The organism is Thioclava sp. IC9 (assembly GCF_002213225.1).
In the GTDB taxonomy this organism is placed as follows: Bacteria; Pseudomonadota; Alphaproteobacteria; order Rhodobacterales; family Rhodobacteraceae; genus Thioclava; species Thioclava nitratireducens.
The window spans coordinates 412,116-438,253 of the sequence record NZ_NBNX01000003.1 but is presented as its reverse complement, the minus strand read 5'-3'; the positions used below and the strand labels follow the sequence as shown (position 1 = coordinate 438,253).

25 protein-coding genes and 1 other RNA gene are annotated in these 26,138 nt (G+C 64.1%); 15 read left to right on the top strand and 11 right to left on the bottom strand.

The genetic code is table 11. The features are described from left to right. Nucleotides 1-32: 32 nt before the first annotated feature. The gene (locus B6V76_RS19690) at nt 33-170 is read right to left on the bottom strand and encodes an entericidin A/B family lipoprotein (RefSeq protein WP_109171601.1); all 138 of its coding nucleotides are present in this window, start codon (nt 168-170) and stop codon (nt 33-35) included. Between the two features lie 361 nt (nt 171-531). Between B6V76_RS19690 and B6V76_RS10620 the strand changes: the two genes are divergently transcribed. The 3 genes from B6V76_RS10620 (at nt 532) to B6V76_RS10610 (ending at nt 1,758) form a co-directional block, all read left to right on the top strand. Beyond that, a complete protein-coding gene (locus B6V76_RS10620; RefSeq protein WP_088725432.1) occupies nt 532-849 on the top strand; it encodes a hypothetical protein in 318 nt (105 codons plus the stop codon). A gap of 111 nt (nt 850-960) precedes the next feature. Continuing rightward, entirely contained in the window at nt 961-1,143 is a 183-nt protein-coding gene (locus B6V76_RS10615) for a hypothetical protein (protein WP_075773936.1), read from the top strand. Nucleotides 1,144-1,266: 123 nt separating this feature from the next. Then, nucleotides 1,267-1,758 (top strand): cytochrome b/b6 domain-containing protein, encoded by a 492-nt coding sequence (locus B6V76_RS10610; protein WP_088719525.1) that lies wholly within the window; start codon nt 1,267-1,269, stop codon nt 1,756-1,758. Between the two features lie 19 nt (nt 1,759-1,777). Here B6V76_RS10610 and B6V76_RS10605 read toward each other — a convergent pair whose 3' ends face one another. Next, nucleotides 1,778-2,566 (bottom strand): alpha/beta fold hydrolase, encoded by a 789-nt coding sequence (locus B6V76_RS10605; RefSeq protein ID WP_088727390.1) that lies wholly within the window; start codon nt 2,564-2,566, stop codon nt 1,778-1,780. 143 nt (nt 2,567-2,709) lie between these two features. Here B6V76_RS10605 and B6V76_RS10600 point away from each other — a divergent pair, with 143 nt between their 5' ends. Together B6V76_RS10600 and B6V76_RS10595 are read left to right on the top strand one after the other, a co-directional pair. Continuing rightward, nucleotides 2,710-3,081 carry a hypothetical protein gene (locus tag B6V76_RS10600; protein WP_075773939.1) on the top strand — a complete coding sequence of 124 codons (372 nt, stop codon included), beginning with the start codon at nt 2,710-2,712 and terminating at the stop codon, nt 3,079-3,081. 396 nt (nt 3,082-3,477) lie between these two features. Further along, nucleotides 3,478-5,985 carry a hypothetical protein gene (locus B6V76_RS10595; RefSeq protein WP_088727389.1) on the top strand — a complete coding sequence of 836 codons (2,508 nt, stop codon included), beginning with the start codon at nt 3,478-3,480 and terminating at the stop codon, nt 5,983-5,985. Nucleotides 5,986-6,155: 170 nt separating this feature from the next. On the opposite strand, the gene glyA is transcribed toward B6V76_RS10595, so the two are convergent. Further along, on the bottom strand, nt 6,156-7,448 hold the full coding sequence (gene glyA, locus B6V76_RS10590) for a serine hydroxymethyltransferase (RefSeq protein ID WP_088727388.1): 1,293 nt from the start codon (nt 7,446-7,448) through the stop codon (nt 6,156-6,158). Between the two features lie 157 nt (nt 7,449-7,605). Between glyA and B6V76_RS10585 the strand changes: the two genes are divergently transcribed. Continuing rightward, nucleotides 7,606-8,370: an NAD kinase gene (locus B6V76_RS10585; protein ID WP_199224616.1), complete on the top strand. Its 765-nt coding sequence runs from the start codon at nt 7,606-7,608 to the stop codon at nt 8,368-8,370. A 3-nt stretch (nt 8,371-8,373) separates the two neighbouring features. Here B6V76_RS10585 and B6V76_RS10580 read toward each other — a convergent pair whose 3' ends face one another. The 4 genes from B6V76_RS10580 to B6V76_RS10565 form a co-directional block, all read right to left on the bottom strand. Beyond that, nucleotides 8,374-9,834 (bottom strand): sigma-54 dependent transcriptional regulator, encoded by a 1,461-nt coding sequence (locus B6V76_RS10580; protein WP_088727387.1) that lies wholly within the window; start codon nt 9,832-9,834, stop codon nt 8,374-8,376. Beyond that, on the bottom strand, nt 9,821-11,194 hold the full coding sequence (locus tag B6V76_RS10575) for an ATP-binding protein (protein ID WP_166504578.1): 1,374 nt from the start codon (nt 11,192-11,194) through the stop codon (nt 9,821-9,823). The genes B6V76_RS10580 and B6V76_RS10575 overlap by 14 nt, the downstream gene beginning before the upstream one ends. Before the next feature lie 331 nt (nt 11,195-11,525). Beyond that, nucleotides 11,526-13,418 carry a propionyl-CoA synthetase gene (locus B6V76_RS10570; protein WP_088727385.1) on the bottom strand — a complete coding sequence of 631 codons (1,893 nt, stop codon included), beginning with the start codon at nt 13,416-13,418 and terminating at the stop codon, nt 11,526-11,528. Between the two features lie 206 nt (nt 13,419-13,624). After that, a complete protein-coding gene (locus tag B6V76_RS10565) occupies nt 13,625-15,901 on the bottom strand; it encodes an NADP-dependent malic enzyme (protein ID WP_075773943.1) in 2,277 nt (758 codons plus the stop codon). Nucleotides 15,902-16,143: 242 nt separating this feature from the next. Here B6V76_RS10565 and B6V76_RS10560 point away from each other — a divergent pair, with 242 nt between their 5' ends. The 5 genes from B6V76_RS10560 to B6V76_RS10540 all read left to right on the top strand — a co-directional run bounded on the left by B6V76_RS10560 (nt 16,144) and on the right by B6V76_RS10540 (nt 20,663). Then, nucleotides 16,144-16,536, top strand: a complete 393-nt coding sequence (locus B6V76_RS10560; protein WP_075773944.1) for a cytidine deaminase — start codon at nt 16,144-16,146, stop codon at nt 16,534-16,536. Continuing rightward, on the top strand, nt 16,536-17,858 hold the full coding sequence (locus tag B6V76_RS10555; protein WP_088722293.1) for a thymidine phosphorylase: 1,323 nt from the start codon (nt 16,536-16,538) through the stop codon (nt 17,856-17,858). Before B6V76_RS10560 ends, B6V76_RS10555 begins: the two co-directional genes overlap by 1 nt. Next, the gene (locus B6V76_RS10550; RefSeq protein WP_088722294.1) at nt 17,855-19,072 is read left to right on the top strand and encodes a phosphopentomutase; all 1,218 of its coding nucleotides are present in this window, start codon (nt 17,855-17,857) and stop codon (nt 19,070-19,072) included. Before B6V76_RS10555 ends, B6V76_RS10550 begins: the two co-directional genes overlap by 4 nt. Nucleotides 19,073-19,083: 11 nt before the next feature. After that, nucleotides 19,084-19,716, top strand: coding sequence for a uracil phosphoribosyltransferase (upp, locus tag B6V76_RS10545; RefSeq protein WP_075773947.1), 633 nt, complete (start codon nt 19,084-19,086; stop codon nt 19,714-19,716). Between the two features lie 65 nt (nt 19,717-19,781). Further along, the gene (locus tag B6V76_RS10540; RefSeq protein ID WP_141104908.1) at nt 19,782-20,663 is read left to right on the top strand and encodes an SPOR domain-containing protein; all 882 of its coding nucleotides are present in this window, start codon (nt 19,782-19,784) and stop codon (nt 20,661-20,663) included. Between the two features lie 49 nt (nt 20,664-20,712). On the opposite strand, the gene B6V76_RS10535 is transcribed toward B6V76_RS10540, so the two are convergent. Continuing rightward, nucleotides 20,713-21,732, bottom strand: coding sequence for a hypothetical protein (locus B6V76_RS10535; RefSeq protein ID WP_088719533.1), 1,020 nt, complete (start codon nt 21,730-21,732; stop codon nt 20,713-20,715). Nucleotides 21,733-21,907: 175 nt separating this feature from the next. Beyond that, nucleotides 21,908-22,342: a DsrE family protein gene (locus B6V76_RS10530; RefSeq protein WP_075773950.1), complete on the bottom strand. Its 435-nt coding sequence runs from the start codon at nt 22,340-22,342 to the stop codon at nt 21,908-21,910. 197 nt (nt 22,343-22,539) lie between these two features. Here B6V76_RS10530 and rnpB point away from each other — a divergent pair. The 4 genes from rnpB to rpmG all read left to right on the top strand — a co-directional run bounded on the left by rnpB (nt 22,540) and on the right by rpmG (nt 24,651). After that, an RNA gene (gene rnpB / locus B6V76_RS10525) (RNase P RNA component class A) lies at nt 22,540-22,955 on the top strand. Nucleotides 22,956-23,150: 195 nt separating this feature from the next. Beyond that, on the top strand, nt 23,151-23,534 hold the full coding sequence (locus B6V76_RS10520) for a DUF302 domain-containing protein (protein ID WP_075773951.1): 384 nt from the start codon (nt 23,151-23,153) through the stop codon (nt 23,532-23,534). 80 nt (nt 23,535-23,614) lie between these two features. Continuing rightward, nucleotides 23,615-24,325 (top strand): tellurite resistance TerB family protein, encoded by a 711-nt coding sequence (locus tag B6V76_RS10515; protein WP_075773952.1) that lies wholly within the window; start codon nt 23,615-23,617, stop codon nt 24,323-24,325. A 158-nt stretch (nt 24,326-24,483) separates the two neighbouring features. Then, the gene (gene rpmG, locus B6V76_RS10510; protein WP_036638206.1) at nt 24,484-24,651 is read left to right on the top strand and encodes a 50S ribosomal protein L33; all 168 of its coding nucleotides are present in this window, start codon (nt 24,484-24,486) and stop codon (nt 24,649-24,651) included. A 357-nt stretch (nt 24,652-25,008) separates the two neighbouring features. Here the strand turns inward: rpmG and B6V76_RS10505 are convergent, their stop codons facing one another. Both B6V76_RS10505 and B6V76_RS10500 read right to left on the bottom strand, forming a co-directional pair. After that, entirely contained in the window at nt 25,009-25,338 is a 330-nt protein-coding gene (locus B6V76_RS10505) for an AzlD domain-containing protein (RefSeq protein WP_075773953.1), read from the bottom strand. Then, nucleotides 25,335-26,081, bottom strand: a complete 747-nt coding sequence (locus B6V76_RS10500) for an AzlC family ABC transporter permease (RefSeq protein WP_240497064.1) — start codon at nt 26,079-26,081, stop codon at nt 25,335-25,337. The genes B6V76_RS10505 and B6V76_RS10500 overlap by 4 nt, the downstream gene beginning before the upstream one ends. Nucleotides 26,082-26,138: the final 57 nt, after the last annotated feature.

Genomic DNA, 26,138 nt, shown 5'->3' with positions numbered 1-26,138 from the left:
CCTTTGATGTTTCCGGCAAGCTTCGGTCGTGCTTAGCGCGCCTGACGGGCTTCACCCGCAATCGTGCTGCCCGCGACGGACAGATCCTGACCCGCGCCTTGCACCGTGTTGCAGGCCGCGAGGCCCAGAAGAATCACGGTCATTGCTGCCATTTGAACCGATTTCGTCATCTCTTACGCTCTCCTATTAAGCCATTGTCGGCCAACGTACGAAAAAATTTACGGTTCCGTGGAACTGTAGGCAAGAAGCGGCGTTTTGCCCTCGAACACATAAGGGAGAGCCCGAAGAAAGACGCCTCTGCGCCTATTCGTCGTCGCCCTCCCGGATCGAATTTTCGCCGGACTCCGGTCCGAGCGGCGTAACAAAAGGAATGACCCGTTCTGGCCGCCCCGCCAGGCATGATCCCTGTCAGAACGGTCTTGCGGCCCCTGCTATGTCCCTCGCGGGGGCCGCACACTCCGCCCGAGCTGGTTAACTCATTGTTAATCAAGCTCTGAAAGGCTCCGGGTTGTCCCTCCCCGGAGCCTTTCCATGTCTAGAGCCTCGTTTTTCCTCGCTCTTTGCCTCCTCACGAGCTGCGCTTCCCCGGCGCCGCAGTTCCTCGGTGCGTCGCGGCACGAGGTGAGGCTCGACGGCATCGATTTCGTCGTCTTCCTCAAGGGGGACCGGGCGGAGGTCGTGCGAATGGGCTATCTGCGCCGGGCAGAGAGGGGCCGCGTGCCGCCCCTGTTGATCCGCGCGGCGGAACAGGTATCTGGCTGCAAGGTCACGGGTTCGGCGGGCGGGCTCTATCGGTCGCCCTCGCTGCCCGGCGATACGGGCGAAGCGCGCTTCCAGCTCGATTGCTGATGCGACGCCCTGCCGCAGCGTCGAGAAGGCGGATTTGATGCGGATCAAGGTAACATCGCCGTGATCGTGGCCAATCTGACGTCCGAAATGTGTTCTCACTGGAGATCAGATATGCGCCTCTTCGGTATCATCTACGCCCTCGCCGGACCGACCCTTGCGGGCATCCTCATTATCGCCGTATTGACGATGAATATGGTCACGACCAACGCGATCATCGTTTCGGCAGTAATCGGCTTCCTCGTGGCCCTTCCGATCGCGTGGTTCGTCGCCAAGGCGATCCGCGAAAACGCCTGATCGCATTCGCGCGAGCCGTCGTCGCGGGGGGATCCCAACTTCGTGACGGGGCGGAACCTCTGCGCCTTCCTCGCGCTAGTCTGGCGAAGCGCAGAGCCGTTTCGCCAATTTTGAAGAGGTAACATGTCCTACGCCCCCGGTTATTCGAAAACGCAGATATGGCTTCACTGGGCCGTCGTCCTGCTGCTCATCGTCCAGTACCTGTTCAATGACGAGATGGGCCACACTTTCCATGACCTGATGAAGAACGGATCGGCCGATGCCGGGTTTCTGACCTATGGTCACATCGTCATCGGCATTACTGTGCTCGTACTTGCGATCTGGCGCTTGGCGCTGCGCGCAGGCCATGGAACGCCCGAGCCGCCGGAGAACGATCCTGCCATTCTGCGGTTCGGCGCAGCGGCAATCCACTGGCTCCTTTACGTGCTGCTCTTCCTGATCCCGATTGCGGGGCTCGTGGCCTATTACGGGCAGCTGGGATGGGCGGCCGAGACGCACTCGATCCTGACGACGGCCCTCCTGTGGCTCGCCGGTCTGCATGTGGCGGCCGCGCTCTACCACCAATACGTCAAGCGCGATCATCTGCTCCGCCGGATGATGAAGCCGGGCGCCTGAACGAAGGGACGCGGTTTCCTCAGCTCGCGGAGTTGAGGAAACGCGCCACGTCGGCTTCGAATTCGCGGGGTTTCTCGGCGTGCAGCCAGTGCCCCGCGTTGTCGACTTCCTCGAAGCGAGCCTGCGGGAAGAAGCCGCGGATACGCTCGTGCATCTCCGGCTGAACATAATGCGAGTCCGCGCCGGACAGGAACAGCGTCGGTCCGTCGAACTGTTTGCCCTCGAGTGTCTCGGGCCAGCCGAGAATGCTGTCCATATTCGCCTTCAGCGCCGCAAGGTTGAACTTCCAGCGCGGCGGGCCGTCGCGAAGCACCAGCGATTGTAGCAGAAAGGCGCGGGTGCCCGGATCGAAGACCTGCTCGCCCAGCCGCTCGTCCGCGGTGGAACGCGAGGTCAGATCGCTGATATCCATCTCCTGCATCGCTTCGATCAGCGCAGTGTGGTTGTCGCCGTGGTCGTAGTTCTCGGGCGCGATATCCGCGACGATGAGATGCTCGACACGTTCCGGCCGCGTCAGGGCGAGCGTCATCGCCGCCTTGCCGCCCATCGAATGGCCCAGAACGTCCGCGACCCCACCATTCGCCTCGATCACCTCGGCGATATCCCCCGCCATCGCCTCATAGCTGTGATCGTCGTCCCAGAAGCTGTCGCCGTGATTGCGCATGTCGAGCGCGATCACGGGCCGGTCCGCGCTCAGCCGTTTGGCGATCGCGGTCCAGTTCCGGGCCGATCCGAAAAGGCCGGGCGCGATGATCAGGGGCCGCGCGCCGGGATTGCTGTCGGAGGAGTAGAGGGTCGTGTTCAACATGGGGCCTAAGCTAGATCGCTCTTCCAGGCGCTTCCAGAGCGGATGCGAAAAAAACTGCGGCCATGCGCGCTGTTGCGCTGATCTCGCGCGGCGGCTAGCGTCCGGTGCGGTCGTGCCGAACGCCGCGTAGGTGAGAGGGTCGCATGGGACCGGAGAAGATAAACGAGATGGTGCGGCAGGTCTCGCGGCTTCTGGCGCAGCGGCTGGGCGCTAAGGGGCCGACGCTCGAGGCGCGGGTCGCCTCGCGGGCCCGGGCGCTGCCGCGCAAGGTGCGCAAGGCGGCGCTGGTGCTGATCGATGCCGAGCGCAAGATGCAGGCCCCCAAGATCGCCCGACAACTGGATGCCCGCCGGGTGGAGGCGGCCTTCGCGACCTGCCGCGATTATCTCGAACCGCTGGGCGCGGCAGAGCGGTTGCGCTCTGCGGCGCTTGGCCTCGCCACGTCGATCGCGGTGATCGTGGTGATCGTGGGCGGCACCTTGCTGGCGGCGATGGTCTGGACCGGGGCGATCTGATCCGCCCGCAATCTTCCACATGAAAAAAGGCCCCCGGAACGCGTGACGCATTCCGCCCGGTGGGACATAGCCACAACCAAGCCTGTCGCGGAAACGCGGCAGGCTATTGATTTAATGAAAGATTTGAAAGGCGCCTGAACTGCATCAGGCAGAAGATGTGCGAGAAAATAGTCTCGCACGCATATTGCAACCCTTGCCAGCAGAAAACTGAGCCCTTTCGGCTCTTTTTCCTTCTGTTTTCGAACATAAAGCCAATGTTCTTGTGCCGCAAGCTTGACCGTTCTCTCCGGAGAACACGCGGAGATTTCCGCATCGTGAGACTCCTAAACCCGCGGAAAATCTGCTCTTTGGTCGGAAAAACGACTCGAGGCGGAACCGCGAAAGACGAGGTTCCGAATGGCAAGTTTGGCGACTTTCAACTTCAAGCTGTCCCAGCTCTATCCGGGCGCGGGCAAGTATCATCTCAACACCTGCGCCAATCCGGACTGCTGGAACTTTGGGCGGCCACTCACGGACGCGGCAGAGCGAAGGAGCACTTGGGAAGAAAAACGCCCAGACTTCACGCCAGAGCAGCTGGACATCGTCGCGAAACACGGCCCGGGCGCATACAAGCTCTCGGGCGCGGACAAGAAGCATCGGCGGGTCAGCTGCGCGTTCCAGTATAGCCGCGCCCCTCATGTATGGGCCGACCAGCGCACGGTGCGCTGCCAAGGGCATACCTTCGAAGAAAAGGTCTGCAATAGCGCCTTCTCGCTCGTATCGCCCGCGCATCTCGACGAGGAGGTCGCCCGCCTTCGCAATCACAACGGCATCTTGGACGGACCCGGCTGTGGTGCATGTGGCACCCGCTTCCTTGCGGCTCCAGACGAGTTCTCGCTGAATGGCGCACATCAGCGGACCCGCGACAGCAAGGGCAAGGCCACGAAAAAGAAGGCCACACCGAAGGCCGTCAGGGTCCTGCACAAACCCTGCAAAGGCAAGAAAGGCGCCCGGTTCTCGATCTCGCTGCCACACGCCGGGCAAAAGACAACTGCGGACAACCTGCGGATTCTTGGGGCTGTGCTGAACAGCGCCGGCATCACCGACATGCAGCGCATGCTCGGCACAGCGGCCACCGGCAAGACGATCGGGTTCTCCCGGATCTACGATCGTATCGCCTGGTTGGAGGAGGTGTTCCTCGCGTATGAGCGAGAGATGCTCCGCCGTTGGCGGGAAAAGGTGGAACGCAGCCGTCAACGGGTAGAGCACTGCCTCAGCCACGACGACATGGTCCTCACAGTGAACTGGGAGACGGCGACTGATCAGCGCAACACGCAGCTCAACTGCGCCATCACGGCGGACGTGAAAAGCGGGTATGTCTATCGAATGGATGTCGATTTCGACCCACGAGTCAAACCCCTCGACCTCTTCAACGAGACCTACACCGACGGCCAGGGAGGCCCAAGAAACCTCTCGCAGAGCTACCCAGGCAGCAAGTTCGGATCAGCCCCGAAGTTCTCCTGGCAACGGCCCACCGGGCGTCTGCATGAACCACAGTTCTTCTCGGCCTGCGTCAATGAACTGGAGGCCTTCCGCGTGCGAGCGCGGCGCCGGATGCCCAAAAAGTCGAAGGCCGATGCCAATGCCAGGAACGATCTCACCGTCCGCGTGAACGGAATGAAGGAGGACATCCGCGTTATCGCTGAAGACTGGTTCGGATTCCCGGCGGACACCGGAGCCGAACGCGGCTCGTTCAAGGGAATGACGACCGACGACTTCTATACGAAGGCCGCGCACTTCGTTCTGCTCAGGGAGATGCTACCGAAGGGGCGGATTGTCCTGACGACCGAGCTGGAAGCTACCCTTCCCAATATCATTCCGCATGTATTCGAAGAGGATATCCGGGCGGACCGCTTCGTTTGGTTGGCGATGAAGTTCAAGAAGAAGACGACGAAGCCGGAGAAGCTCGGGAAAGTGAAGGCATACAAGAAGGACCGCCGTCAGTTCCACAACGACGGCATGTATGCCGGTCGCTTCTCCCTGGAGACCGATGCACGAACCGTCACGGAAGCCTACATCGCGGACCATATGGAGCCTGCGCTGCGTGGAATCGGCCCGTATCCCGGATCGAACTACCAGATCCCGGCATTTCCGAAGCTCTGGGTGTCTGCGCCTACGCAGGCAAGCGGAGAACTCGACAAGAAGGTCGGATTCCCGATCCTTCCTCGGTATCTGCGTCGGGAGTTGAAGAACATCCCGTTCGACGGCCCGCTCGATGCCGATGTGCGGGCGGAGCTGGCACCTTGGGTCTACAAGGCGACCCTGCAACCGGCGAGCACCTTCATGAACTCGCTTCGCGAGCGCCTCAGCCTGGCGGACAGAGCCGGTAGCGGTGGCGCCCGGATCGGAGGATCGTATGTTCAGGGAGCAATCTTCAATCCTGCGATGTTGATCTCGATCATCAACATCTTCCGGATCAACTACAACTTCTTCGAGCCGAGGGTCTATACGCCCCCCTACGAGGAAATCGACGACTTCGCGAAGGCAGGAAAGCTCATGCCGCGTGCCCTTCGCATCCCGGGGACAGACGAGTATGTCCAGCTTCCGCCCCGCGCGCGGCGCTCGCCGCAGAAGCGCACGCCGGCAATGCGCCACGGTCTGGATGCGCGCAAGCTACGGAAGGGCGGAGGCGAAGATGTGCCTGATCTCTATCGAGTCCTCTATCGACCCTGGCTCTATGCCGGCACGAAGGTAGGCGCCAAGCTGGATCGTTCGTGGAAAGCTCCTGCGGTTCAGGCGGTAGTCCAACCGACAGACCAACCGGAAGTAGGCCTCAAAGAGACACAAGTCGTGCCGATTCCCGAGATTTTAGGTATTCCGACCGACTTGTCGTCCGACGAGGAGAAGACGGCGGGCCGGACCTGATCCTGCGAGAGCCCTCCATCTTGTAAGATGCGTGTCTCTCACCACAAGAAAATGGCCGCGATGGTTCTCATCGCGGCCATTCTTATCGGAGCCTGCTCCTACAGACTGTGTCCCACGGCGCGGAATGCGTCACGGAACGCGGGGGCCTTCGTCGTGATCTCGGATCCGGATCAGAGTTCGGGGTAGATAGGGAAGCCGCTGAGCAGGGCCGCGACCTTGGCCTTCACGGCCGTTTCGACCTCGCCATTGCCCTCTTCGCCATTCGCTGCGAGCCCGTCGACCACTTCGACGATCAGGCGTGCGATCTCGCGGAACTCTTCTTCGCCGAAGCCACGGGTCGTGCCCGCCGGGGTGCCCAGACGGATGCCCGAGGTGACCATCGGCTTTTCCGGGTCGAACGGGATGCCGTTCTTGTTGCAGGTGATGTGCGCGCGGCCCAGAGCCTTCTCGGTCGCGTTGCCCTTCACGCCTTTCGGGCGCAGGTCGACCAGCATCACGTGGGTGTCGGTGCCGCCGGTGACGATGTCGAGGCCACCCTTCATCAGCTCGTCGGCCAGCGCCTGAGCGTTCTTCACGACCTGGGCTGCGTAGTTCTTGAACTCGGGGCGCAGCGCTTCGCCGAAGGCCACGGCCTTGCCGGCGATGACATGCATCAGCGGACCGCCCTGAATGCCCGGGAAGATCGCAGAGTTCACCTTCTTCGCAATCTCCTCGTTGTTGGTGAGGATCATGCCGCCACGCGGACCGCGCAACGTCTTGTGCGTCGTGGTGGTCGCGACATCGGCATAGGGGAAGGGCGAGGGGTGCTGACCGCCCGCCACGAGGCCCGCGAAGTGGGCCATGTCGACCATCAGGTAGGCGCCGACCTCGTCCGCGATTTCGCGGAACTTGGCGAAGTCGATCTGGCGCGGGATGGCCGAGCCACCGGCGATGATAAGCTTCGGCTTGTGCTCCAGCGCGAGTTCACGGACCTGCTCGTAGTCCAGCAGGCTGTCTTGCTTGCGCACGCCGTACTGGATCGCGTTGAACCACTTGCCCGACTGGTTCGGCTTGGCGCCGTGGGTCAGGTGGCCGCCCGCATCGAGGCTCATGCCGAGGATGGTGTCGCCGGGTTTCAGAAGCGCGGTGAACACGCCCTGGTTCGCCTGGCTGCCCGAGTTCGGCTGGACGTTCGCGAATTCGCAGCCGAAGAGCTGCTTGGCGCGGTCGATCGCGAGGTTCTCCGCGACGTCGACATATTGGCAACCGCCGTAGTAGCGCTTGCCCGGGTACCCTTCGGCGTATTTGTTCGTCATCACCGAACCCTGCGCCTCCATCACCGCCTTCGAGACGATGTTTTCCGAGGCGATCAGTTCGATCTCGTCGCGCTGGCGACCGAGTTCATCGGTGATCGACTTGAACAGTTCGGGGTCACGGCTGGAGAGGCTTTCGGTGAAGAAGCCCGCATCGCGTTGGTCTTTCATGGCCATTCCTCGCAAAGATCCGGTCGCCGACCGTTTAGCGCAGATTTCGCAGGGCTGAAAGCAGACAAACGACCAAATCGGTCATTTCCGCGCCGGATTGACGCTTGTCTTTCGTCCAAGCCCTTGCAACACCTTGGACAAGCAGGAGGACGGCGCGGTGGCGAAGCAATTTACCCATATCCATTTCGCAGCCTCCCATGCCGAGACGGCGCAGAAGGCGCTCGAGGATCTGGTGGCGCGTTACGGGCAGGTGCCGCGCTATGCGGCCGATGTGATCGTGGCGCTTGGCGGTGACGGGTTCATGCTGCAATGCCTCCACGAGGGCACGGGGTTGCCGGTCTACGGGATGAACCGCGGCTCGGTCGGCTTCCTGATGAACGACTATGTCGCCGACGATCTGCCAGAGCGGCTGGAGGCGGCGGAGCAGGCGGTGATCAATCCGCTGTCGATGAAAGCCGAGACAGAAGACGGGATGCTGCATGAGGCGCTCGCCATCAACGAGGTCTCGCTGCTGCGCGCGGGTCCGCAGGCCGCGAAGCTGAAGATCTCGATCAACGGCAAGGTGCGGATGGAAGAACTGGTCTGCGACGGCGCGATCGTCTCCACCCCGGCCGGATCGACCGCCTACAACTTCTCCGCCCACGGGCCGATCTTGCCGATCGGATCCGACGTGCTGGCGCTGACCGGCATCGCGAGCTTCCGGCCACGTCGCTGGCAGGGCGCGATCCTGCCATCCTCCGCGCTCGTGCGCTTCGACATTCTGGAATCCGACAAGCGACCGGTCATGGCCGATGCGGACAGCCGATCGGTCAAGCCGGTCAAATGGGTCGAGGTGCGCTCCGAGCCGGAGATCGAGCATTGCATCCTCTTCGATCCCGGCCACGGTCTCGAAGAGCGATTGATGCGCGAGCAATTCGCCTGACGCTCAGTCCTTCGACAGCCACGCATCGCGCTTTCGATAGATCGTAGAGGGCGCGACCCCCAGTTCCAGCGCCGCCCGCGGGATAGATCCGTCATGGCGGTCTATCGCGGCTTCGATCGCGGAGCGCTCGATCTCTGCCAGGGTGCGGTTCGCGAAGGGATCGGCGGCTTGCGCGGCGGGCGCGGCGGCGGCGGCCATCGTCGGGTCGAACTCCGGAAGCATATGGGCGCGCAGCACCGGCCCCTCATGCATGACGATCGTCGCGCGGATCACGTTCATGAGTTCGCGCACGTTGCCGGGCCAGGGGCGGTCTTCAAGACGGGCGATCGCTTCGGGCTCGATCTCGCTGAAGCAGCGATCTTCCTCGGAGGCGAACCGCTCCAGCGCCATCCGCGCCAGAGGGCCGATATCCTGCCGGTGCATCCTCAGCGGCGGCATCTCAATCGCGAGCACCACTAGCCGGTAATAGAGGTCTTCGCGGATCGCGCCGCTTTGCAGCAGTGCCGTCGGCGAACTGGTGGCGGCGCAGACGATACGCACGTTGACGTCAATCGCCTGGCTGGCACCGAGCGGTTTGATCTGGCCGCTTTGCAAAAATCGCAGCAGCTTGATCTGCGCGGTGGGGGCGAGCTCGCCGATATTGTCGAGCAACAGAGTGCCACCATCTGCGTCATGGAGCGCACCGGGTTTGTCTTCCAAGGCGCCGGGGAAGGCGCCGCGGCTGTGACCGAACAGCTCGCTGTCGATCCGTTCCGCGGGCAGGGCGCCGCAATCAAGCGCGACGAAGGGGCCGTCGGCGCGGGGGCTCGTGCTGTGAACCGCATGGGCGCAGAGTTCCTTGCCGGTGCCGCTCTCGCCCCAGATATAGACCGGCGCCGTCGAGCGGGCGGCGGCGCGCGTCCGGGCATAGAGCGCGCGCATCTTCGGCGCGCTGCCGATGAACTCCCCGACCGTCCCTTCGACCGCGTTCGCATCGTTGGCATCCGCTCGCAGCGACAGGCTGCGCGCGCTCTCGATGGCGCTTCGGAAGCGCGGTTCGTCGATCGGTTTGACGAGAAAGTCGATCGCGCCCTCCTGCATCGCTCGCACCGCGCGATCGATCGACCGGTCGGCGGTTACCGCGATAATCGCCGTGTAGGGGCGGAGGGCCAGCATCTCCGGGATCAGCTCATCACCATCACGGTCGGGCAGCATCAGATCGAGCAGAACCATGCGGATCGGGTTCTCGCGGAAGATGCGCATCCCTTCCTCGGCGCTTGCCGCGAGATGGGTGACGAAGCCGGCATTGCGCAGATAAGCGTCGTAGATCGCGCGCAGCGATCCGACATCTTCGATCAGAAGGAAATGATCGGCTTCTGCGTCTTCGCCGTCCCGCGCGCGTCGGCCTGACGCGTAAGGCTGGTCGTCCGTCCCCCCGTGCGTCTCGCTGTCCGGGGTCTTCGTATCGGAGTCACTGGGTCTCATGCTGTAAATCAGTCTTCGTGTTCAAATTATTTCGAGTGGTGGCGATCAGCCGGTCGATGAAAATGAGGGCGACACGGCCAAGGGTTTGAATATCTTCATAAGTCCCATGACGGGTAGCGCTGTCAAGCGCCCGTGCTTGCCGCGACAGGGGTGTGTCACCGGCGGCTCCAGCCACGGCACTGAGCTTATGACTAAGTAATTGCAGGGCGCAGAGGTCGAAAGGGGGCAACGCGAGCGAGAGTCCGTGACGTACCGTCTCGAGATCGGCGATCAACTCGCGCCCGAGCCCTGCCGGCAGCGCCTTCTCGGTCAGGCGCAGGTGCGCGAGCAGACCGCGCGGCGGTGTGGTCACCCGCGGCACCGTCGTCGTGCAGCCGGCGTCTTCCAGAGCGCGCAGGATCGGCTGCAGACCCAGCATCGGCTTGAGGAGGCAGGCATCGGCCCCACCCATCTGAGCTCTGCGATGGCCGCTACACTGAATGATCGGAAGGTCCGCCCAAGGCAGCCCGGAGCGGCGAATAGCCGCAATCACCTCGGTGCCGCGGAGACCCGGCATCTCGATGTCCAGCACCGCGAGATCGAACCGTTCGGTCAATAACTGGGCAGCGGCGGTGCCGCCGTTGCTCAACCCTGTCACTTGCGCGCCCAACGCGCTCAGGAACTGTTCGAGCAAGGCGCGGCTCGTCTCGCTGTCGTCCGCGACGAGCACGTTCCATCCGCTGAGATCGGGCAGCGGAGCGTCTGGCATCGTGGAGCCGATATCGACGGGACGGGCGGGAAGCGACACGCGAATTTCGGCGCCACCTTCCAGTCCGTTGGCGAGTTCGATCCGGCCGCCGGCCTCCGCCACCAGCGCGTGGCAGATCGCGAGCCCCAGGCCTTGCCCTTCTGGACTGCGGAGCGTCGCGGTCTCGCTGCGTTGCCCCGCGCATGCCGGATCGCTGAGGCGTTCGGCGGGAAAGCCATCCCCCTCGTCCCGCACGGTCAGCAAAAGCCCCTCGGCTTGGTCGAAGTCAAGCGACAGATGGATCGTGCCACGCTGCGCATAGCACAGTGCGTTGCGCATCAGGTTGGCGAAGATGCGGGTGAGCGGCACGCGGTCGATCGCCAGCACCGGCGGAATATCGGGGGACATATGAACTGCGAGCGCCATGCCGCGACCGGAGGCCGCGCTGGTCCAGCGACGGCGCACACGTTCAAGCGCATCGGCGATGACCAAGGGCGGTGTCTCGGAGGGGGTGCCCCGATCGGCTGCGTCATCGCTCTGGACCACGGGCGCACCCGCCACCGCGTCGTCCAGATCGATCAGCTGAGCGAGATCGTTCGCCGCTTCGCGTGCGCGTTGGAGTTGCCCATGCATGCCTCGCCCGCCGGGATCGGCGAGCGCCGCGTCCAATCCGCACATCACATCGGCAAGCGCGGCGCGCAGATCGTGCTGCCATAAAGGCCCCCGATCGCATCGCGATGTCGCGAGAGGGGCTTGGTCAGCGGGGTCTGGTAGCTCTCGGTTCATCAAAATAACCCCTCGATGGATGATTCCGGGGTGCGGTTCTCAAATCAATCTTTGATAGCATAAACAATAACGTAAAGCCGCACCCATTGTGGATGCGGCTTCTTAACTTTCGCGTAAACTTCTAAAGTGGTGCCTATTCGCGTCTCTCACAATCAGCGACGCTTATTATAAGCTTGCCTTACTTTCGTGGATAACCGAGCCCCTTGAGAGCCTCGGTTATCTCGTCGAGGATCGCCGGATCGTCGATGGTGGCAGGCATTTTCCACTCCTGCCCGTCCGCGATCTTCACCATCGTCGCGCGAAGGATCTTGCCAGAGCGGGTCTTTGGCAGCCGATCCACCACAGTGGCGAGCTTGAAGGCCGCGACCGGACCTATCTGTTCGCGCACGCGGCTCACGCATTCCTTGACGATCTCTTCATGCGGGCGGTTGCAGCCAGAACTGAGGCACAGGAAGCCCAGCGGCGTCTGCCCCTTAAGCTCGTCCGCCACGCCGATCACGGCGCATTCGGCGACGTCGGGATGCCCAGCGAGAACCTCCTCCATCGCGCCGGTCGAGAGGCGGTGACCGGCGACGTTGATCACGTCATCGGTGCGCGCCATGATGTAGAGATAGCCATCTTCGTCGACATAGCCCGCGTCGCCCGTCTCGTAATAGCCGGGGAACTGTTCGAGATACGCCTTCTTGAAGCGCGCCTCGGCATTCCACAGCGTCGGCAGCGTGCCCGGAGGCAGCGGCAGCTTGATCGCGATGGCGCCGAGCTGGCCCGCCTCGACCGGGTGGCCGCCCTCGTCGAGCACCTGAATGTCATAGCCCGGCATCGGCACCGAGGGGCTGCCCACCTTGGTCGGCAGTTCCTCGATCCCGATCGGGTTTGCGGCGATGGCCCAGCCGGTCTCGGTCTGCCACCAGTGATCGACCACCGGCACGCGAAGATGTTTCTGCGCCCATTCGACGGTCGCGGGATCGGCCCGTTCGCCTGCGAGGTAGAGTGCCTGCAGGTCGTGCAGCGCATAGCGCTTGATCCACTCGCCATTCGGGTCTTCGCGTTTGATCGCACGCAGCGCCGTGGGGGCGGTGAAGAAGCTCTTGATGCGGTTGTTCTGAATAATCCGCCAGAATACGCCCGGATGCGGCGTGCCGATCGGCTTGCCTTCGAAAACCACCGTGGTGGCGCCTGCGATCAGCGGGCCGTAGCAGATGTAGGAGTGACCCACGACCCAGCCGACATCGGACGCCGCCCAGAAACGGTCGCCCGCTTCGATATTGTAGATGTTCTTCATCGACCATTGCAGCGCGACGAGATGGCCGCCGGTATGGCGCACGACGCCCTTCGGCTGTCCGGTCGTGCCCGAGGTGTAGAGGATATAGGCCGGGTGGTTGCCTTCGACCGGCACGCAGTCTGCGGGCTTCACGCCATATTGGAAACCGTGCCACGAGAAGTCGCGCCCCTCGATCAGCTTCGCCACTTCCTGTTCGCGCTGGAAGATGACGCAGAATTCCGGCTTGTGCTCGGCCTGCTCGATCGCCTCGTCGAGAAGCGGCTTGTAATGCACTGTGCGACCCGGCTCGAGACCACAGCTGGCCGCGATGATCGCCTTGGGGGTGCAGTCGTCGATCCGCACCGCGAGTTCATGCGCTGCGAAGCCGCCGAACACGACCGAATGGACCGCGCCGATCCGGGCGCAGGCGAGCATCGCCTCCAGCGCCTCGGGGATCATCGGCATGTAGATGATGACGCGATCGCCCTTCTCGACGCCGCGCATCTTCAGCGCGCCCGCCAGCGAGGCAACGCGCGTCTGCAATTCCTTGTAGGTGATGCCCTTGGTCGAGTGGGTGATCGGGCTTTCATGCATGATCGCGATCTGATCGCCACGTCCTTCCTCGACATGGCGGTCGACCGCGTTCCAGCAGGTATTGACCATCCCGTCCGAGAACCACTCGTAGAGCGGCGCGTTCCCGTCAAACAGGGCCTTCGAGGGCTTCTCGTCCCAGTCGATCTTCTCGGCGGCGTCCATCCAGAATTTCTCGGGATCGGCCTGCCAGGCGGAATAGACCTCTTTGTAGCCCATGCGAACATCTCCTCCTCAGGAATTTGGAGATGTGTTACGGAGCGGAAACGGCTGACGCAAGAATGTTACCGCGCACAATCGGTTGCCCTGCCAAAAAATTTGCAGAAACCGCGACAAATCGCCCGCAAACTTTTGCAAACTGCGGGCGAGTTTTCAGGTAATTTGCACCCTCGTGGGGGTTTGCAAATTTCGCTGGCGAACGCGACTCAGCTGTAATGCGCCACCGGCGTGCCTGCGATGGCCGACATGTTCAGGAGGCCGCGCGAGGTGATCGAGGGCGTGACGATATGCGCCTTGTTGCCCATCCCCATCAGGATCGGCCCGACTTCCAAACCGCCCGCTTTCATCTTGAGGATGTTGCGCACGCCCGACGCCGCATCGGTATTGGCGAAGACCAGCACGTTGGCCGCCCCCTCGAAGCGCGAATTCGGCATCAGGCGGGCGCGGGTGTCGGGGTCGAGCGCCGCGTCGACATGCATTTCGCCTTCGAAGTCGAAATTCACCTCGCGCTGGATCAGCAGATTCATCGCGGCGCGCATCCGCTCGCCCGAGTCGCTGTCGAGATTGCCGAACTGGCTATGCGAACACAGCGCGATCTTCGGCTTCAGCCCGAAGCGCGAAACGTGCCGCGCCGCGCCGCAGACCGTTTCCATGATCTGCTCCGGCGTCGGCGCGTGATGGACGTGGGTGTCGGCCACGAAAAGCGGGCCGTCCTCCAGGATCATCAGGCTCAGCGCGCCCTGGGGATGGAGCCCGTCGCGGGCAAGGATTTCGCGCACGTATTTCAGGTGCCACAGATACTGCCCGAATGTGCCGCAGATCAGCGAATCCGCTTCCTCGCGATGGACCATAACGCCGGCAATCGCGGTGGAGTTGGTGCGCATGATCGCACGCGCGAGGTCGGGCGTGACACCGCGGCGGGCCATCAGCTCGTGATAGGTGCCCCAATAGTCGCGGTAACGCGGGTCGTTCTCCGGGTTCACGATCTCGACCGCGCCGAGATCGAGCGGCAGGCCGGCCCGTTCGCAGCGCATCTCGATCACGTCGGGACGACCGATCAGGATCGGCGTGTCGGTGGTTTCCTCGATCATCGCGTTGGCGGCGCGCAGCACCCGCTCGTCCTCGCCCTCGGCGAAAACGATACGGCGGCTCACAGTCGCAGCGGCGTCGAAGACAGGACGCATCAGCAGGGCCGATTTGAATACCGAACTGTCGAGCTGGACCTTGTAGGCATCGAGATCTTCCAGCGGGCGGGTCGCCACGCCGGTCTCCATCGCGGCTCTCGCCACAGCGGAGGCGACGATGCCGATCAGCCGCGGGTCGAACGGCTTGGGGATCAGGTAGTCCACGCCGAAGGTGAGTTTCTCTCCGCGATAGGCGGCGGCGGCTTCGGCGGAGGTGGTCTGCCGCGCGAGTTTGGCAATCCCTTCGACGCAGGCGATCTGCATCTCGTCGTTGATCGTCGTCGCGCCCACATCCAGCGCGCCCCGGAAGATGAACGGGAAGCACAGCACGTTGTTGACCTGGTTCGGGAAATCGCTGCGCCCGGTCGCGATGAGCGCGTCGGGGGCGACCTCGCGGGCGAGATCGGGCAGGATTTCCGGGTTCGGGTTCGCCAGCGCGAAGATGATCGGCTGCTTGGCCATCTTCTGCACCATTTCGGGCTTCAGCACGCCGGGACCGGAAAGGCCGAGGAACATGTCCGCGCCTTCGATCACCTCGTCGAGCGTGCGCAGATCGCTGTCCTGCGCGAATTCGGCCTTCTGCGGCGTCATGTCGGCTTCGCGGCCCTTGTAGACCAGCCCTTCGATATCGCAGAGCCAGACGTTCTCGCGCTTCACGCCCAGTTTCAGCAGCATGTTGAGACAGGCGATGCCCGCCGCCCCGCCGCCGGTCGAGACGATCTTGATGTCCTCGAAGTTCTTCTTCGCGATGCGCAGCGCGTTGGTCGCGGCTGCCCCCACAACGATCGCGGTGCCATGCTGGTCGTCGTGGAAGACTGGGATGTTCATCTTCTCGCGGCAGATTTTCTCCACGATGAAGCAGTCGGGCGCCTTGATGTCTTCAAGGTTGATCGCGCCGAAAGAGGGCTCGAGCGCGCAGACGATCTCGGCCAGCTTCTCGGGGTCGTTCTGGTTCACCTCGATGTCGAACGCGTCGATATTGGCGAATTTCTTGAACAGAACCGCTTTGCCTTCCATCACCGGTTTCGCGGCGAGCGGGCCGATATTGCCCAGACCCAGCACCGCCGAGCCGTTGGTGACGACAGCCACCAGGTTGCCCCGCGCGGTGTAGTCATGCGCGGTGTCGGGGTCTTCCTTGATGGCGAGGCTCGCCTCGGCCACGCCGGGCGAATAGGCGCGGGCCAGATCGCGGCCGTTCGCGAGCGGCTTCGTCGCACGAATTTCCAGTTTTCCGGGTTTCGGCTTGGCGTGATATTCCAGTGCCGACTGACGCAGGGTGTCCTGACGCGCCTCTTCCATGAGATCCTCCCCGAACTGGTTTAGCGCTAAACTAATTTTTCGCGCGCGATTCTCCCGTCGTTCTAGATAGCACGAAGGGAGTGATTGCAACCCCTGCGAATTACGTTGCGGCATGAACTCCGCGCGAGGCGGACGGGTGGCGCGAGGTGAGCGCTTGCATCCGGAGCAGGTGCGGCGCAGGATCGGGAGAACTCAACCGGCTGGACAAATTTTACGCTCCGGCCACGGACCGGAGACCGCCGATGTCGCTGCTCGATTCTGCCCGTCAGGTGCGCGAAAACGCCTATGCGCCCTATTCGAAATTCAAGGTCGGTGCGGCGGTGCGCGGGGCGTCCGGCACCATCTATAGCGGCGTGAATGTCGAGAACGTGGCCTATCCCGAAGGCACCTGTGCCGAGGCCGGCGCGATCGCCGCGATGGTGGCCGCGGGCGAGACCGAGATCACCGAGGTCGCCGTGATTGCCGACAGCCCGACGCCGGTCCCGCCCTGTGGCGGCTGCCGTCAGAAGCTGGCGGAATTCGCGCGTCACGACACGCCGGTGACGCTGGCCACGACCGAGGGCGAGCGACTCGATACGACGGTGGGCGATCTGCTGCCCGGTCGCTTCGATATGAGCCATATGGAAAACACCTGATGGATGCTCGCAGCATTATCCAATCGGTGCGCGACGGCAAAAGCTTGAGCGCAGATCAAGCCCAATGGTTCGCGCGCGGTCTGGCCGACGGCTCGGTCTCCGATGCGCAGGCGGGGGCCTTCGCGATGGCCGTCCTGCTGAAAGGTATCGGCACCGACGGTCGTGTGGCGCTGACGCAGGCGATGCGCGATTCCGGCGAGGTGCTGCGCTGGGATATGCCCGGCCCGGTGATCGACAAACACTCGACCGGCGGGGTAGGGGATTCCGTCTCGCTGCTGCTTGCGCCCGCGCTGGCGGCCTGTGGCTGCTACGTGCCGATGATCTCGGGGCGGGGCTTGGGCCATACTGGCGGCACGCTCGACAAGATGGAAGCGATCCCCGGCTATGACGCGACCCCCGGTATCGGCGCTTTGCGCAAGGTCGTGGGCGAGGTCGGCTGCGCGATCGTCGGCGCGACGGGCGAGATCGCCCCGGCCGACAAGCGCCTCTACGGGATCCGCGACATCTCGGGCACGGTCGAGAGCATCGACCTGATAACCGCCTCCATCCTGTCGAAGAAGCTGGCCGCCGGGCTCGAAGGGCTGATCCTCGACGTCAAGGTCGGCTCGGGCGCGTTCATGGCGCGGCCCGAGGATGCGAAGGCGCTGGCGCAGAGCCTCGTCGCCACCGCGAACGGTGCGGGCTGCAAGACCACGGCGCTGATCACCGACATGGACCAGCCGCTCGGCCATTCGGCGGGCAATGCGCTGGAAGTGATCGAGGTGATGGAGACGCTGACCGGCACCGGTGTGAACGAGGCGCTTTGGGACGTGACCGCGGCTCTGGGCGGCGAGGCGTTGGTTCTCGCGGGGTTGGCCAAGGACGCGGTCGACGGCACGGCGCGGATCGACGAGGTGCTCAGCAACGGGCGCGCGGTCGAGGTGTTCGGCAAGATGGTCGCCGCGTTGGGTGGCCCGAGCGATTTCGTCGAACGTTTCCCCGACCGACTGCCCTCCGCCCCGGTGATCCGCGCCGTGGAGGCCCCGCGGGCGGGCTTCGTCAGCCGCATCGACACCCGCGCGGTGGGCGAAGCGGTGGTGCATCTGGGCGGCGGGCGTCTGGTCGGCACCGACAGGATCAATCCCTCGGTCGGGCTGTGGGAGATCGTCTCGCTGGGCGACGACGTGACATCGGGCGAACCGCTGGTGACGATCCATGCCGCGAATGATCGCGACGCCGATGCCGCCGAAGCGGCCCTTCTGGCTGCGATCGACCTGAGCGACGAGGCCCCCGAAGAGCCGCCCCTGATCCACGAACGTATCGGCCCGGAGGATGTGCAATGAGCCGCGCCTTTCTGATCGTCATGGACAGCGTCGGGATCGGCGGCGCGCCCGATGCGGATCGTTTCTTCAACGACGGCGCGCCGGATACGGGCGCGAATACCGTGGGCCATATCGCGCAGGCCTGCGCCGAAGGACGGGCAGAGGAGGGCCGCTCGGGGCCGCTGAAGATGCCGACATTGGCCGGTCTGGGGCTGGGCGCTGCGGTGAAGCTCGCCTCGGGCGAGGATGCGCCGGGGCTGATGGCTGAACCTGTCGGGCTCTGGGGCGCGGCCACCGAGGTCTCTCCCGGCAAGGACACGCCCTCGGGCCATTGGGAACTGGCTGGTGTGCCGGTGCCGTGGGAATGGCATTACTTCCCGGACAAGGAGAACAGCTTCCCGCCGGATCTCGTCGCGAAAGCCTGCGAGATCGCTGGGACCGACGGCATCCTCGGCAATTGCCACGCCTCGGGCACGAACATCATCGAGGAACTGGGCGACGAGCATATCCGCACCGGCTGGCCGATCTGTTACACCTCTGCCGATAGCGTGTTCCAGATTGCAGCCCATGAAGAGCATTTCGGCCTCGACCGCCTTCTGAAGCTCTGCGAGGGGCTCGCGCCGACGCTGCATGCGATGAAGGTGGGGCGCGTGATTGCGCGGCCGTTCATCGGCGAGAATGGCGAGTTCACCCGCACCCCGAACCGCCGCGATTACGCGATCCCGGCACCGTCGCCGACGCTACTAGACTGGGCCTATGACGCGGGCCGCGTGACACATGCGATCGGCAAGATCGGGGATATCTTCTCGCATCGCGGCATCACCCATCTGCACAAGGGCAAGGGCGATGCCGATCTGGCCGATCACTTGATCCGGCTGACGGGTGAGGCTGAGGAGGGCTCGCTCACCTTCGCCAATTTCGTCGAGTTCGACAGCCTCTACGGCCATCGCCGCGACGTCTCGGGTTATGCCCGCGCGCTGGAATGGTTCGACACGGTGGCGGAGCAATTTCTCGACCGCCTGCAACCGGGCGATCTGGCGATCTTCACCGCCGATCACGGCAATGATCCAAGCTGGCGCGGCACCGATCACACCCGCGAACGCGTGCCTGTTCTGGGCGCGGGCCCGGGTATCGGGTCGCGCAGCGTGGGGAATGTGGGCTATGTCGACCTAGCGGCCTCGCTCGCCACGCATCTGAACATTCCGGCGCAAGGGCCGGGCAAAAGCTTTCTGTGAGGGACAAGACCATGAGTGACCATCTGACCGTCGTCAAACATCCGCTGGTGCAGCACAAACTGACCCTGATGCGCGAGAAGGACACCTCGACCGCGTCCTTCCGTCGTCTGCTGCGCGAGATCAGCCTGCTGCTGGCCTACGAGATCACGTCGGAGTTGGAACTGACCTCGAAGAACATCGAGACGCCGCTTCAGGAAATGGACGCGCCGATCCTCGCGGGCAAGAAGCTCGCGCTGGTCTCGATCCTGCGGGCGGGCAACGGTCTGCTGGATGGGGTGCTGGAACTGGTGCCGGCGGCGCGCGTGGGGTTCGTCGGTCTCTACCGTGACCCCGAGACGCTGAAGCCGGTCGAGTATTACTGCAAGCTGCCGAGCGAGCTCGAAGATCGTCTGACCATCGTGGTCGACCCGATGCTGGCCACCGGCAACTCCTCGGTCGCGGCGATCGACCTGATCAAGGAAAAGGGCGCGAAGAACATCCGCTTCATGTGCCTGCTGGCCGCCCCCGAGGGCGTCGCGCGCATGAAAGAGGCGCACCCGGACGTGCCGATCGTGACCGCCGCGCTCGACGAGAAGCTCAACGAGCACGCCTATATCGTGCCGGGTCTGGGTGACGCGGGCGACCGGATGTTCGGGACGAAGTAAGGGCAACGTCCTTTACTCAAAGGAAAACCCGGCTATCCTCCCCCTAGATAGTTTAGGGGTTGTATATGCGATTGAACGCAGGAGCAGCGGTCGGTCTGGCCGCAATTCTCACGCTGGGGCTGGGAGGCTTCGCATCGGAATTGCGGGCGCAGCAATATGCGCCCGCCGAGATGCCCCCGGCAAGCTATACCGAGCCGCAATATGTCGACAGCGAGGGCTGCGTCTTCGTGCGCGCCGACTATGGTGGTGCCGTGCGCTGGGTGCCACGAATGAATAGCGACCGCGGCATCGTCTGCGGCTATAAGCCTACTGTGACGCTGGCGGCGAAGCCTGCAACTGCGAAACCTGCCACCCGGGCGAAGGTGGCAACGCGCGCTCCCTATTCGCCGACCCCTGCGTCCCCGCCCGCGCCGCGCGACAGCGCGCGCGTGTCGCACAGGGTGAGCGTCGGTGGGCTCGCCCCGATCGTAACCCGCGCGCCCCAGCCGGAGAACGGCTGGAGGAATGCCTTCGAGGACGGGCGCCTCAACCCCTATCGCGGTCCACGCACCGTCCAGGGCAACGAACAGATGCGGGCGCGCTGGACCGAGGAGACGCCGATGCAGCTACGGCCCACCGCGACGCCCGATCAGGTCTATGTCGAAAGCTCTCACCCGCCGGTGCCAAGAACCCGGATCGTGGTGGTGCCGACCGTCACTGTGTCGAACAAATCGGTCGCGCCGGTCGGCTCGAACGGCAAGCAATATGTGCAGGTCGGCAGCTTCGCCAATGTCGCGAATGTTGCGACCGCGACGAAGCGTCTGCAGGCGCTGGGCCTGCCGGTCGCGACGTCCAAGACGCAGGAGCTGACTGTGGTCTATGCCGGGCCGTTCTACGATACCGCGAAGCTGAACTCGGCGCTGGCCTCGGCGCGTCGAGCGGGCTTTCCCGATGCGCTCGTGCGCTGAGGAAGTATGACGACCGAAGCAAGATCGAGCGGCCCTTCGGGGCCGTTTTTCATTGCGCTGAGCAGATATCCTGCAGGGCCACCCATTGCGCATCTTCGAGAACCGGCTTCGGCGCGGGCTGGCCCTTGAACGGATCGGCCTCGATCAGGCCCAGCACGGACTCTCCGGTCGGGTCGAGCGCGTAGGCGTAGGGCGTCGCGCTGACCCCGGCCTCGCGGAAGGCGCGCAGAAGCGTGTCGCCATCGGCGCGAGCAGGCGGACGCTGTAACAGGTCCTGCGCATACTCGGCCAGTCCGCTCTCGGGAAGGTCGCCCGTCGTCAGTAGCCGCAGCGCCGCCGCGGGCCCGAGACGGTCGAGCATCCGGTGCAGCGGGCGTTCTCCGGCGGCGCTGTTTTGCGCGGCGATGATGTAGCCCGCGACGACCTCGGGCGTGTCCGGCCCGTTGATCGTGTCGCGACCGACCACGGTCATCCCGCCGGGCAACAGCCGCGCCCCTTCGAGCGCTTGCGGCAGGACCGCGATCGCCGATTGTCCGGGCAGTCGCTCGGCGAGGGCCGAGAGCGCGCGATCGCCGCCGGGGCTGTGACAGGCAGCGCCCGTCATCTTTACCATCTCCGACAGCAGCTTACGCCCGATCTCGACGCGTTTTGCCTGGGGTGCGACGCGCGCGGCATGATCGACCAGCGCCGAGGGTAGCCAGAACAGCGCCACCGCGCCGACTGCCAGCAGAACAGCCCCGATGAGCACGCCGCGCAGCCGCCCCGGATGCGGGCGCTGTGCGGCGATCATCGCGTGAACCTTCTCGATCGCGGCGATCATCGTTTCGTCTTCGACCTCGAGCTCTTCGCCCGGCTCCTCGGATGGGGCGAAGATCGCGGGGCGCTTGCCGGGATTGCGCCGGTGCATCGCGGGCAGCGACCAATGTGCGAGTGCCGTGCCGGAGCGCACCTCCGACAGCACAAGCGTCGCGTCGCCCAGCGAGAGGATCACCTCGCGGCGTTGTGCGTCCGCATCGGGACGCCATATGCCGATCGCCTCGAGGCGCTCATATTCGGAAAGGGCGGTCATGCGGGCCCGTTACTGCTCTTGTTTGTCAAGAGGATAGCCGATCCTGCCGGGGGGTCAATCAAACAGCCCTGCCTGCAACGTAAGCCGCCCCGCACGGAAGGCCGAGCGGGGCGATCTGGGGCGCAATTCAGAGTGGAGTGCGCGGGATGCGTGGTGCTGCCCGCGCTCTCGTCCGTCAGGGGCGCAGATAGGCGTAACCGTCGCGCTGCAGATCGACGAGGTAGGCCGCGCCGGACGGGACGATCTCCGCCTCTTCGACCATCGGAGGCTCCTTGCCGAGCTTCTTCGTCATACCGGCGAGCGTGTTGGCGCAGGCGCGGAAATGGATCGGCTGGCCCAGCATCGCCATTTCCTCGATCCGGGCTTTCACCGGCGAGGTATCGGCGCGCAGCATGTTGAGACCGGGCCCGTAGGTGACCAGCTCGATCTGCACGTCTTCGCCCTGGTCCTTGTAGTATTGGATCATGTTGAGCGCGTTGTTGAGCGCCATGTTCATCACTTGTGGGTCGGCGCTGTTGACCTGAATCGCGATCTTCTCGTTCGCCATCGCGGGCAACGCCCAAACCATCGCCGCGAGCGCGAGCCCGAGGCGCAGTCCTCCCTTGTCCATCGTGATCTCCCTTTCACTTCAATGGAAGCTCAGCCTCGACGTGCCGGGGTCGAAAAGCAAGCGATTGCACGGATCGCTCCGCAAATTTCACGTCCTCGTGATGGATGGCTGGCGCTCTCGGCCCGGCTACGGGCGCGCGCGGTGCGCCCATCCGGGCGATTGACCGCATGAGTGCGAATGTCTATCTGCTGCCTTGCGCGGATGGCTGGATGGCCGCGAGCGCCCGTAGCCCCGCGCAATGCGGGCAGCCGGGTGCCCGAGGAAAGTCCGGACTCCATGAAGCAACGGTGCCGGGTAACGCCCGGGCGGGGAAACCCGACGGAAAGCGCCACAGAAAACAGACCGCCCCGGTTTCGGCCGGGGTCAGGGTGAAACGGTGGGGTAAGAGCCCACCGCGGGACTGGCAACAGGACCGGCACGGCAAGCCCCACCGGGAGCAACGCCGAATAGGGATCGTGTGCTGCGCCGCTTGCGGTGATGGCAGGGGAGCTTCGCCCCGAGCGATCCGGGTTGGCGGCTGGACCCTGCGAGCAATCGCAGGGCGAGAGGAATGGTCATCCACGGGGGGCGCGAGCCCTCGGGACAAAATCCGGCTTACAGGCCGTCCGCGCAAATTCCGCTTCCACTATCGCCAGAAAACGCGGGCATGGAACAAGCTCCCACCCGCACGGGTTCCCGCCATTGCGGCACAGCGAGCGCGCGTTGAAGCACAGGCCTCGCCATGATCGTGACTTGCGTTTCGGACCGAATTAACCACGCTCGAAGCAAAGGCAAACAAAGCTGAGACGAACAGGGGAGAGAGATTGCCATGGGCTATACGATCGACAAGGTGATGACCGGGGCATTCGACGAGGTCGAGGCGAAAGTGCGCGAGGGATTGGCTGATGCGGGCTTCGGCGTGCTGACCGAGATCAACGTCTCGGCCACGATGAAGGCCAAGCTCGACAAGGACATGCCGCGCTACAAAATCCTCGGTGCCTGCAACCCGAAGTTGGCCTACGAGGCGATCGGCTTCGCGCCGCGGATCGGGGCGATGCTGCCCTGCAACGTGGTCCTGCGCGAGGTCGAAAACGGGATCGAGGTCAGCGCGGTCGACCCGGTGGCTTCGATGCTGGCGGTCGAGAACGACGATCTCGTGGAAGTCGCCAGCCAGGTGCGCCAGATGCTCGCCGACGTGATCGCCAAACTGTAGGCCGCACGAGTTTTTTCTAGCCAAGCGCGCCGACGCGCGCGAAGCTGTCGCAACAGGAAACCGAATTTCGGGGGAATGATATGAGCTTCGTGAAGACATTGGCCACGCTCGCGGTGGGCTTCGCCGCTGCCAAGGGCGTGGAGCGTTTCAACAAGATGGGCGGTCTCGACGGCATGAAGGACGCGCTCGGCAAGGCGGGCGAACCCGGCGGTATGGGTGACCAGATGGGCGAGTGGGCCGAGAAGATGGGCATGCCCGGCGGCAAGGAGACCGTGCGCGGTCTGTTCGGCCAGTTCGGCTCTCAGGCGGCCTCCGCGACGGCTGCGACCGAGGCGGGACTGGGCGCGCTGATCGGCGCCATGACCGGCGCTGCGAAGACGGGCGCGGGCAATATCTCGGAAATGCTCGGCGCCGTGACCTCCGGCACGCCGGTCAACGCGATGATGGAAGATCAGGCCAAGCTGATGATCCGCGCAATGATTCAGGCCGCGAAAGCCGATGGCGAGATCGACGACAAAGAGCGGCAGACCATTCTCGATCACCTGTCCGATGCCTCCGATGAGGAAATCGCCTTCGTGAAGGCCGAACTCGACGGCCCGATCGACATCACCGCTCTGGCCAATGCCACCTCGGATCACATGAAGTCGCAGGTCTATTCCTCAGCGCTTCTTCCGATCACAGTCGATACCGAGGCGGAGAAGCAATATCTGGCGAATCTGGCTGCCGCGCTGGGCCTCGAGACGGAGAAAGTCGCCCAGATCCACGAGACGATGGGCAAGCCGCTGATCTGAGCGGAGAGAGCCTTCCGGCTTTATGGGGCGCGGGCGAAGAATTTTCAGCTTGCGGCCCGGTTTGCCGGTTGACTCCGCATCGCGCATCGCTAAAAGGCGGGCTTCAAGGATTCCGCGGGTGCGTAGTTTTTTCGATGCCCGGAGCTAGGAGATAGACAATGGCGAAGCCGACGACGATCAAGATCCGTCTGAACTCGACGGCGGGCACCGGGCACTTCTATGTGACCAAGAAGAACGCCCGCACCATGACCGAAAAGATGACCGTGAACAAATACGATCCGGTCGCGCGCAAGCACGTCGAATACAAGGAAGGCAAGATCAAGTAAGATCGCCTGACCTTGACGGTTAGAAGGCCGTGCCTCCGGGCACGGCCTTTTTCTTTTTGTATTGGAATTGGAAGCTGGCTGCCCGGATCAGCCGCGAAGCGGCCCGGGCCGCGCCCGACCTCCCCCGGGGAGGGCGCATTGGCGATGTCGTCGCGGGTCTATGTGTCTTGCGGGCTTGCGAGATAAAGCACCCTGCCATAGGCGGGGAAAGCGCCCACCCGAGGTCGGGCGCGGCCCTCTGGAAGCTCAAGATGGAGTTACCGGGGGTTCCCCGGGTCATTGCTCGCGCAATCCGCGTTCGCCGCTTCGGTGGCTTCTCTGGAGCCCCCGATCTGCGCCTTCAGCGCAGGCCGCGGCTCACACCAGCCACAGCGAGAGGTAAAGCGCTGCGAGCCCGCTCAGAATCGCCCACAGCGTGTTGCGCGTCGCGATCCCGACGCCGAGCGTCGCGAAGGCCGCGATCATCCGCGCGGGGTCGGTCTCACCGCCGGTACCTGCGGGCCACAGCACCAGCGGGGCCACGAGTCCCGGCAGCACCGCAACCGGCGTGTAGCGCAGGTAGCGCAGCGCCCATTCGGGCAATTGCCGGTCGCCGAGAAACCCCATGAAGGAATAGCGCAGGAAGTAGGTGCCGATCCCCAGTGCGACGATGATTCCCCAGACCAAAGCGTCCGAATAGCCGTTCATTCCCGCACCGCCTTTCTACGCGCGACCCAAAGCTCGACCTGCGCGCCTGTCACCATCGCGGCGACGGCGGCGATCATCAGCCCAACGCCCGAGGGCAGGAAGCTGAGCGCCAGTGCGCCCACGACCGAGACGGCCGCCGCGGCGACATGGGCCAACGTGCGCAGCGCCGGCCCGATCATCGCAAGAAAGGTGATCGGCACCGCGAAATCGAGCGCGAATTCCGGCGGGATTTGCGCGCCGACCAATGCGCCGACAAGGGTCGCGACATACCAGTTCGGGCAGACCGGGGAGCAGACGCCCGCGTAATAGGCCAGCTTCTCGGCGCGGCTCATGTCGGGCTCGGCCTCGTATTCATTGGCCGCCATCGCATAGGCCTGATCGACCATGAAATAGGCCACCAACGCTTTCTGCCACGTCTTCGCCTTGCCGAAATGCGGGGTGAGGGCCGCCGAATACATCGCCATGCGCAGATTGACCGCAAGCGAGGCTGCGAGGATCAGCACGACCGGCGCGTGATCGCCCATCAGTTGCAATGCGGTGAACTGCGCGGCGCCCGCGATGACCATCACCGAGAAGCCCATCACCTGTACCAGATCGAGCCCCGCACTGGTTGCGGCCACGCCGAACAGGAGGCCGAAAGGCACGATGACCAGAAGGAACGGCAGGCCATGCCGAAATCCGCGCCAATAGGCGGCCCGCACCGCGCCTTTCGGGGCCGTCCCGTTCGCAGTCATGTCCGACATGATGCTTGTCTCCCGTTCTCAGTTGCGGGACAGATAGGGAAGGATGCGGGCAAAGGC

Bases quoted from the DNA above. Each gene is read 5' to 3' on its own strand.
- B6V76_RS10605 (WP_088727390.1), bottom strand. From the start codon at position 2,566: ATGTTGAACACGACCCTCTACTCCTCCGACAGCAATCCCGGCGCGCGG.
- B6V76_RS10560 (WP_075773944.1), top strand. From the start codon at position 16,144: ATGTCGCTGCTCGATTCTGCCCGTCAGGTGCGCGAAAACGCCTATGCG.
- B6V76_RS10515 (WP_075773952.1), top strand. From the start codon at position 23,615: ATGAGCTTCGTGAAGACATTGGCCACGCTCGCGGTGGGCTTCGCCGCT.
- B6V76_RS10520 (WP_075773951.1), top strand. From the start codon at position 23,151: ATGGGCTATACGATCGACAAGGTGATGACCGGGGCATTCGACGAGGTC.
- B6V76_RS10570 (WP_088727385.1), bottom strand. From the start codon at position 13,418: ATGGGCTACAAAGAGGTCTATTCCGCCTGGCAGGCCGATCCCGAGAAA.
- B6V76_RS10555 (WP_088722293.1), top strand. From the start codon at position 16,536: ATGGATGCTCGCAGCATTATCCAATCGGTGCGCGACGGCAAAAGCTTG.
- B6V76_RS10595 (WP_088727389.1), top strand. From the start codon at position 3,478: ATGGCAAGTTTGGCGACTTTCAACTTCAAGCTGTCCCAGCTCTATCCG.
- B6V76_RS10575 (WP_166504578.1), bottom strand. From the start codon at position 11,194: ATGCATGGGCAACTCCAACGCGCACGCGAAGCGGCGAACGATCTCGCT.
- B6V76_RS10530 (WP_075773950.1), bottom strand. From the start codon at position 22,342: ATGGACAAGGGAGGACTGCGCCTCGGGCTCGCGCTCGCGGCGATGGTT.
- B6V76_RS10535 (WP_088719533.1), bottom strand. From the start codon at position 21,732: ATGACCGCCCTTTCCGAATATGAGCGCCTCGAGGCGATCGGCATATGG.
- B6V76_RS10505 (WP_075773953.1), bottom strand. From the start codon at position 25,338: ATGAACGGCTATTCGGACGCTTTGGTCTGGGGAATCATCGTCGCACTG.
- B6V76_RS10610 (WP_088719525.1), top strand. From the start codon at position 1,267: ATGTCCTACGCCCCCGGTTATTCGAAAACGCAGATATGGCTTCACTGG.
- B6V76_RS10600 (WP_075773939.1), top strand. From the start codon at position 2,710: ATGGGACCGGAGAAGATAAACGAGATGGTGCGGCAGGTCTCGCGGCTT.
- rpmG (WP_036638206.1), top strand. From the start codon at position 24,484: ATGGCGAAGCCGACGACGATCAAGATCCGTCTGAACTCGACGGCGGGC.
- B6V76_RS10550 (WP_088722294.1), top strand. From the start codon at position 17,855: ATGAGCCGCGCCTTTCTGATCGTCATGGACAGCGTCGGGATCGGCGGC.
- B6V76_RS10580 (WP_088727387.1), bottom strand. From the start codon at position 9,834: ATGAGACCCAGTGACTCCGATACGAAGACCCCGGACAGCGAGACGCAC.
- B6V76_RS10620 (WP_088725432.1), top strand. From the start codon at position 532: ATGTCTAGAGCCTCGTTTTTCCTCGCTCTTTGCCTCCTCACGAGCTGC.
- B6V76_RS10615 (WP_075773936.1), top strand. From the start codon at position 961: ATGCGCCTCTTCGGTATCATCTACGCCCTCGCCGGACCGACCCTTGCG.
- B6V76_RS10500 (WP_240497064.1), bottom strand. From the start codon at position 26,081: ATGTCGGACATGACTGCGAACGGGACGGCCCCGAAAGGCGCGGTGCGG.
- upp (WP_075773947.1), top strand. From the start codon at position 19,084: ATGAGTGACCATCTGACCGTCGTCAAACATCCGCTGGTGCAGCACAAA.
- glyA (WP_088727388.1), bottom strand. From the start codon at position 7,448: ATGAAAGACCAACGCGATGCGGGCTTCTTCACCGAAAGCCTCTCCAGC.
- B6V76_RS10565 (WP_075773943.1), bottom strand. From the start codon at position 15,901: ATGGAAGAGGCGCGTCAGGACACCCTGCGTCAGTCGGCACTGGAATAT.
- B6V76_RS10540 (WP_141104908.1), top strand. From the start codon at position 19,782: ATGCGATTGAACGCAGGAGCAGCGGTCGGTCTGGCCGCAATTCTCACG.
- B6V76_RS19690 (WP_109171601.1), bottom strand. From the start codon at position 170: ATGACGAAATCGGTTCAAATGGCAGCAATGACCGTGATTCTTCTGGGC.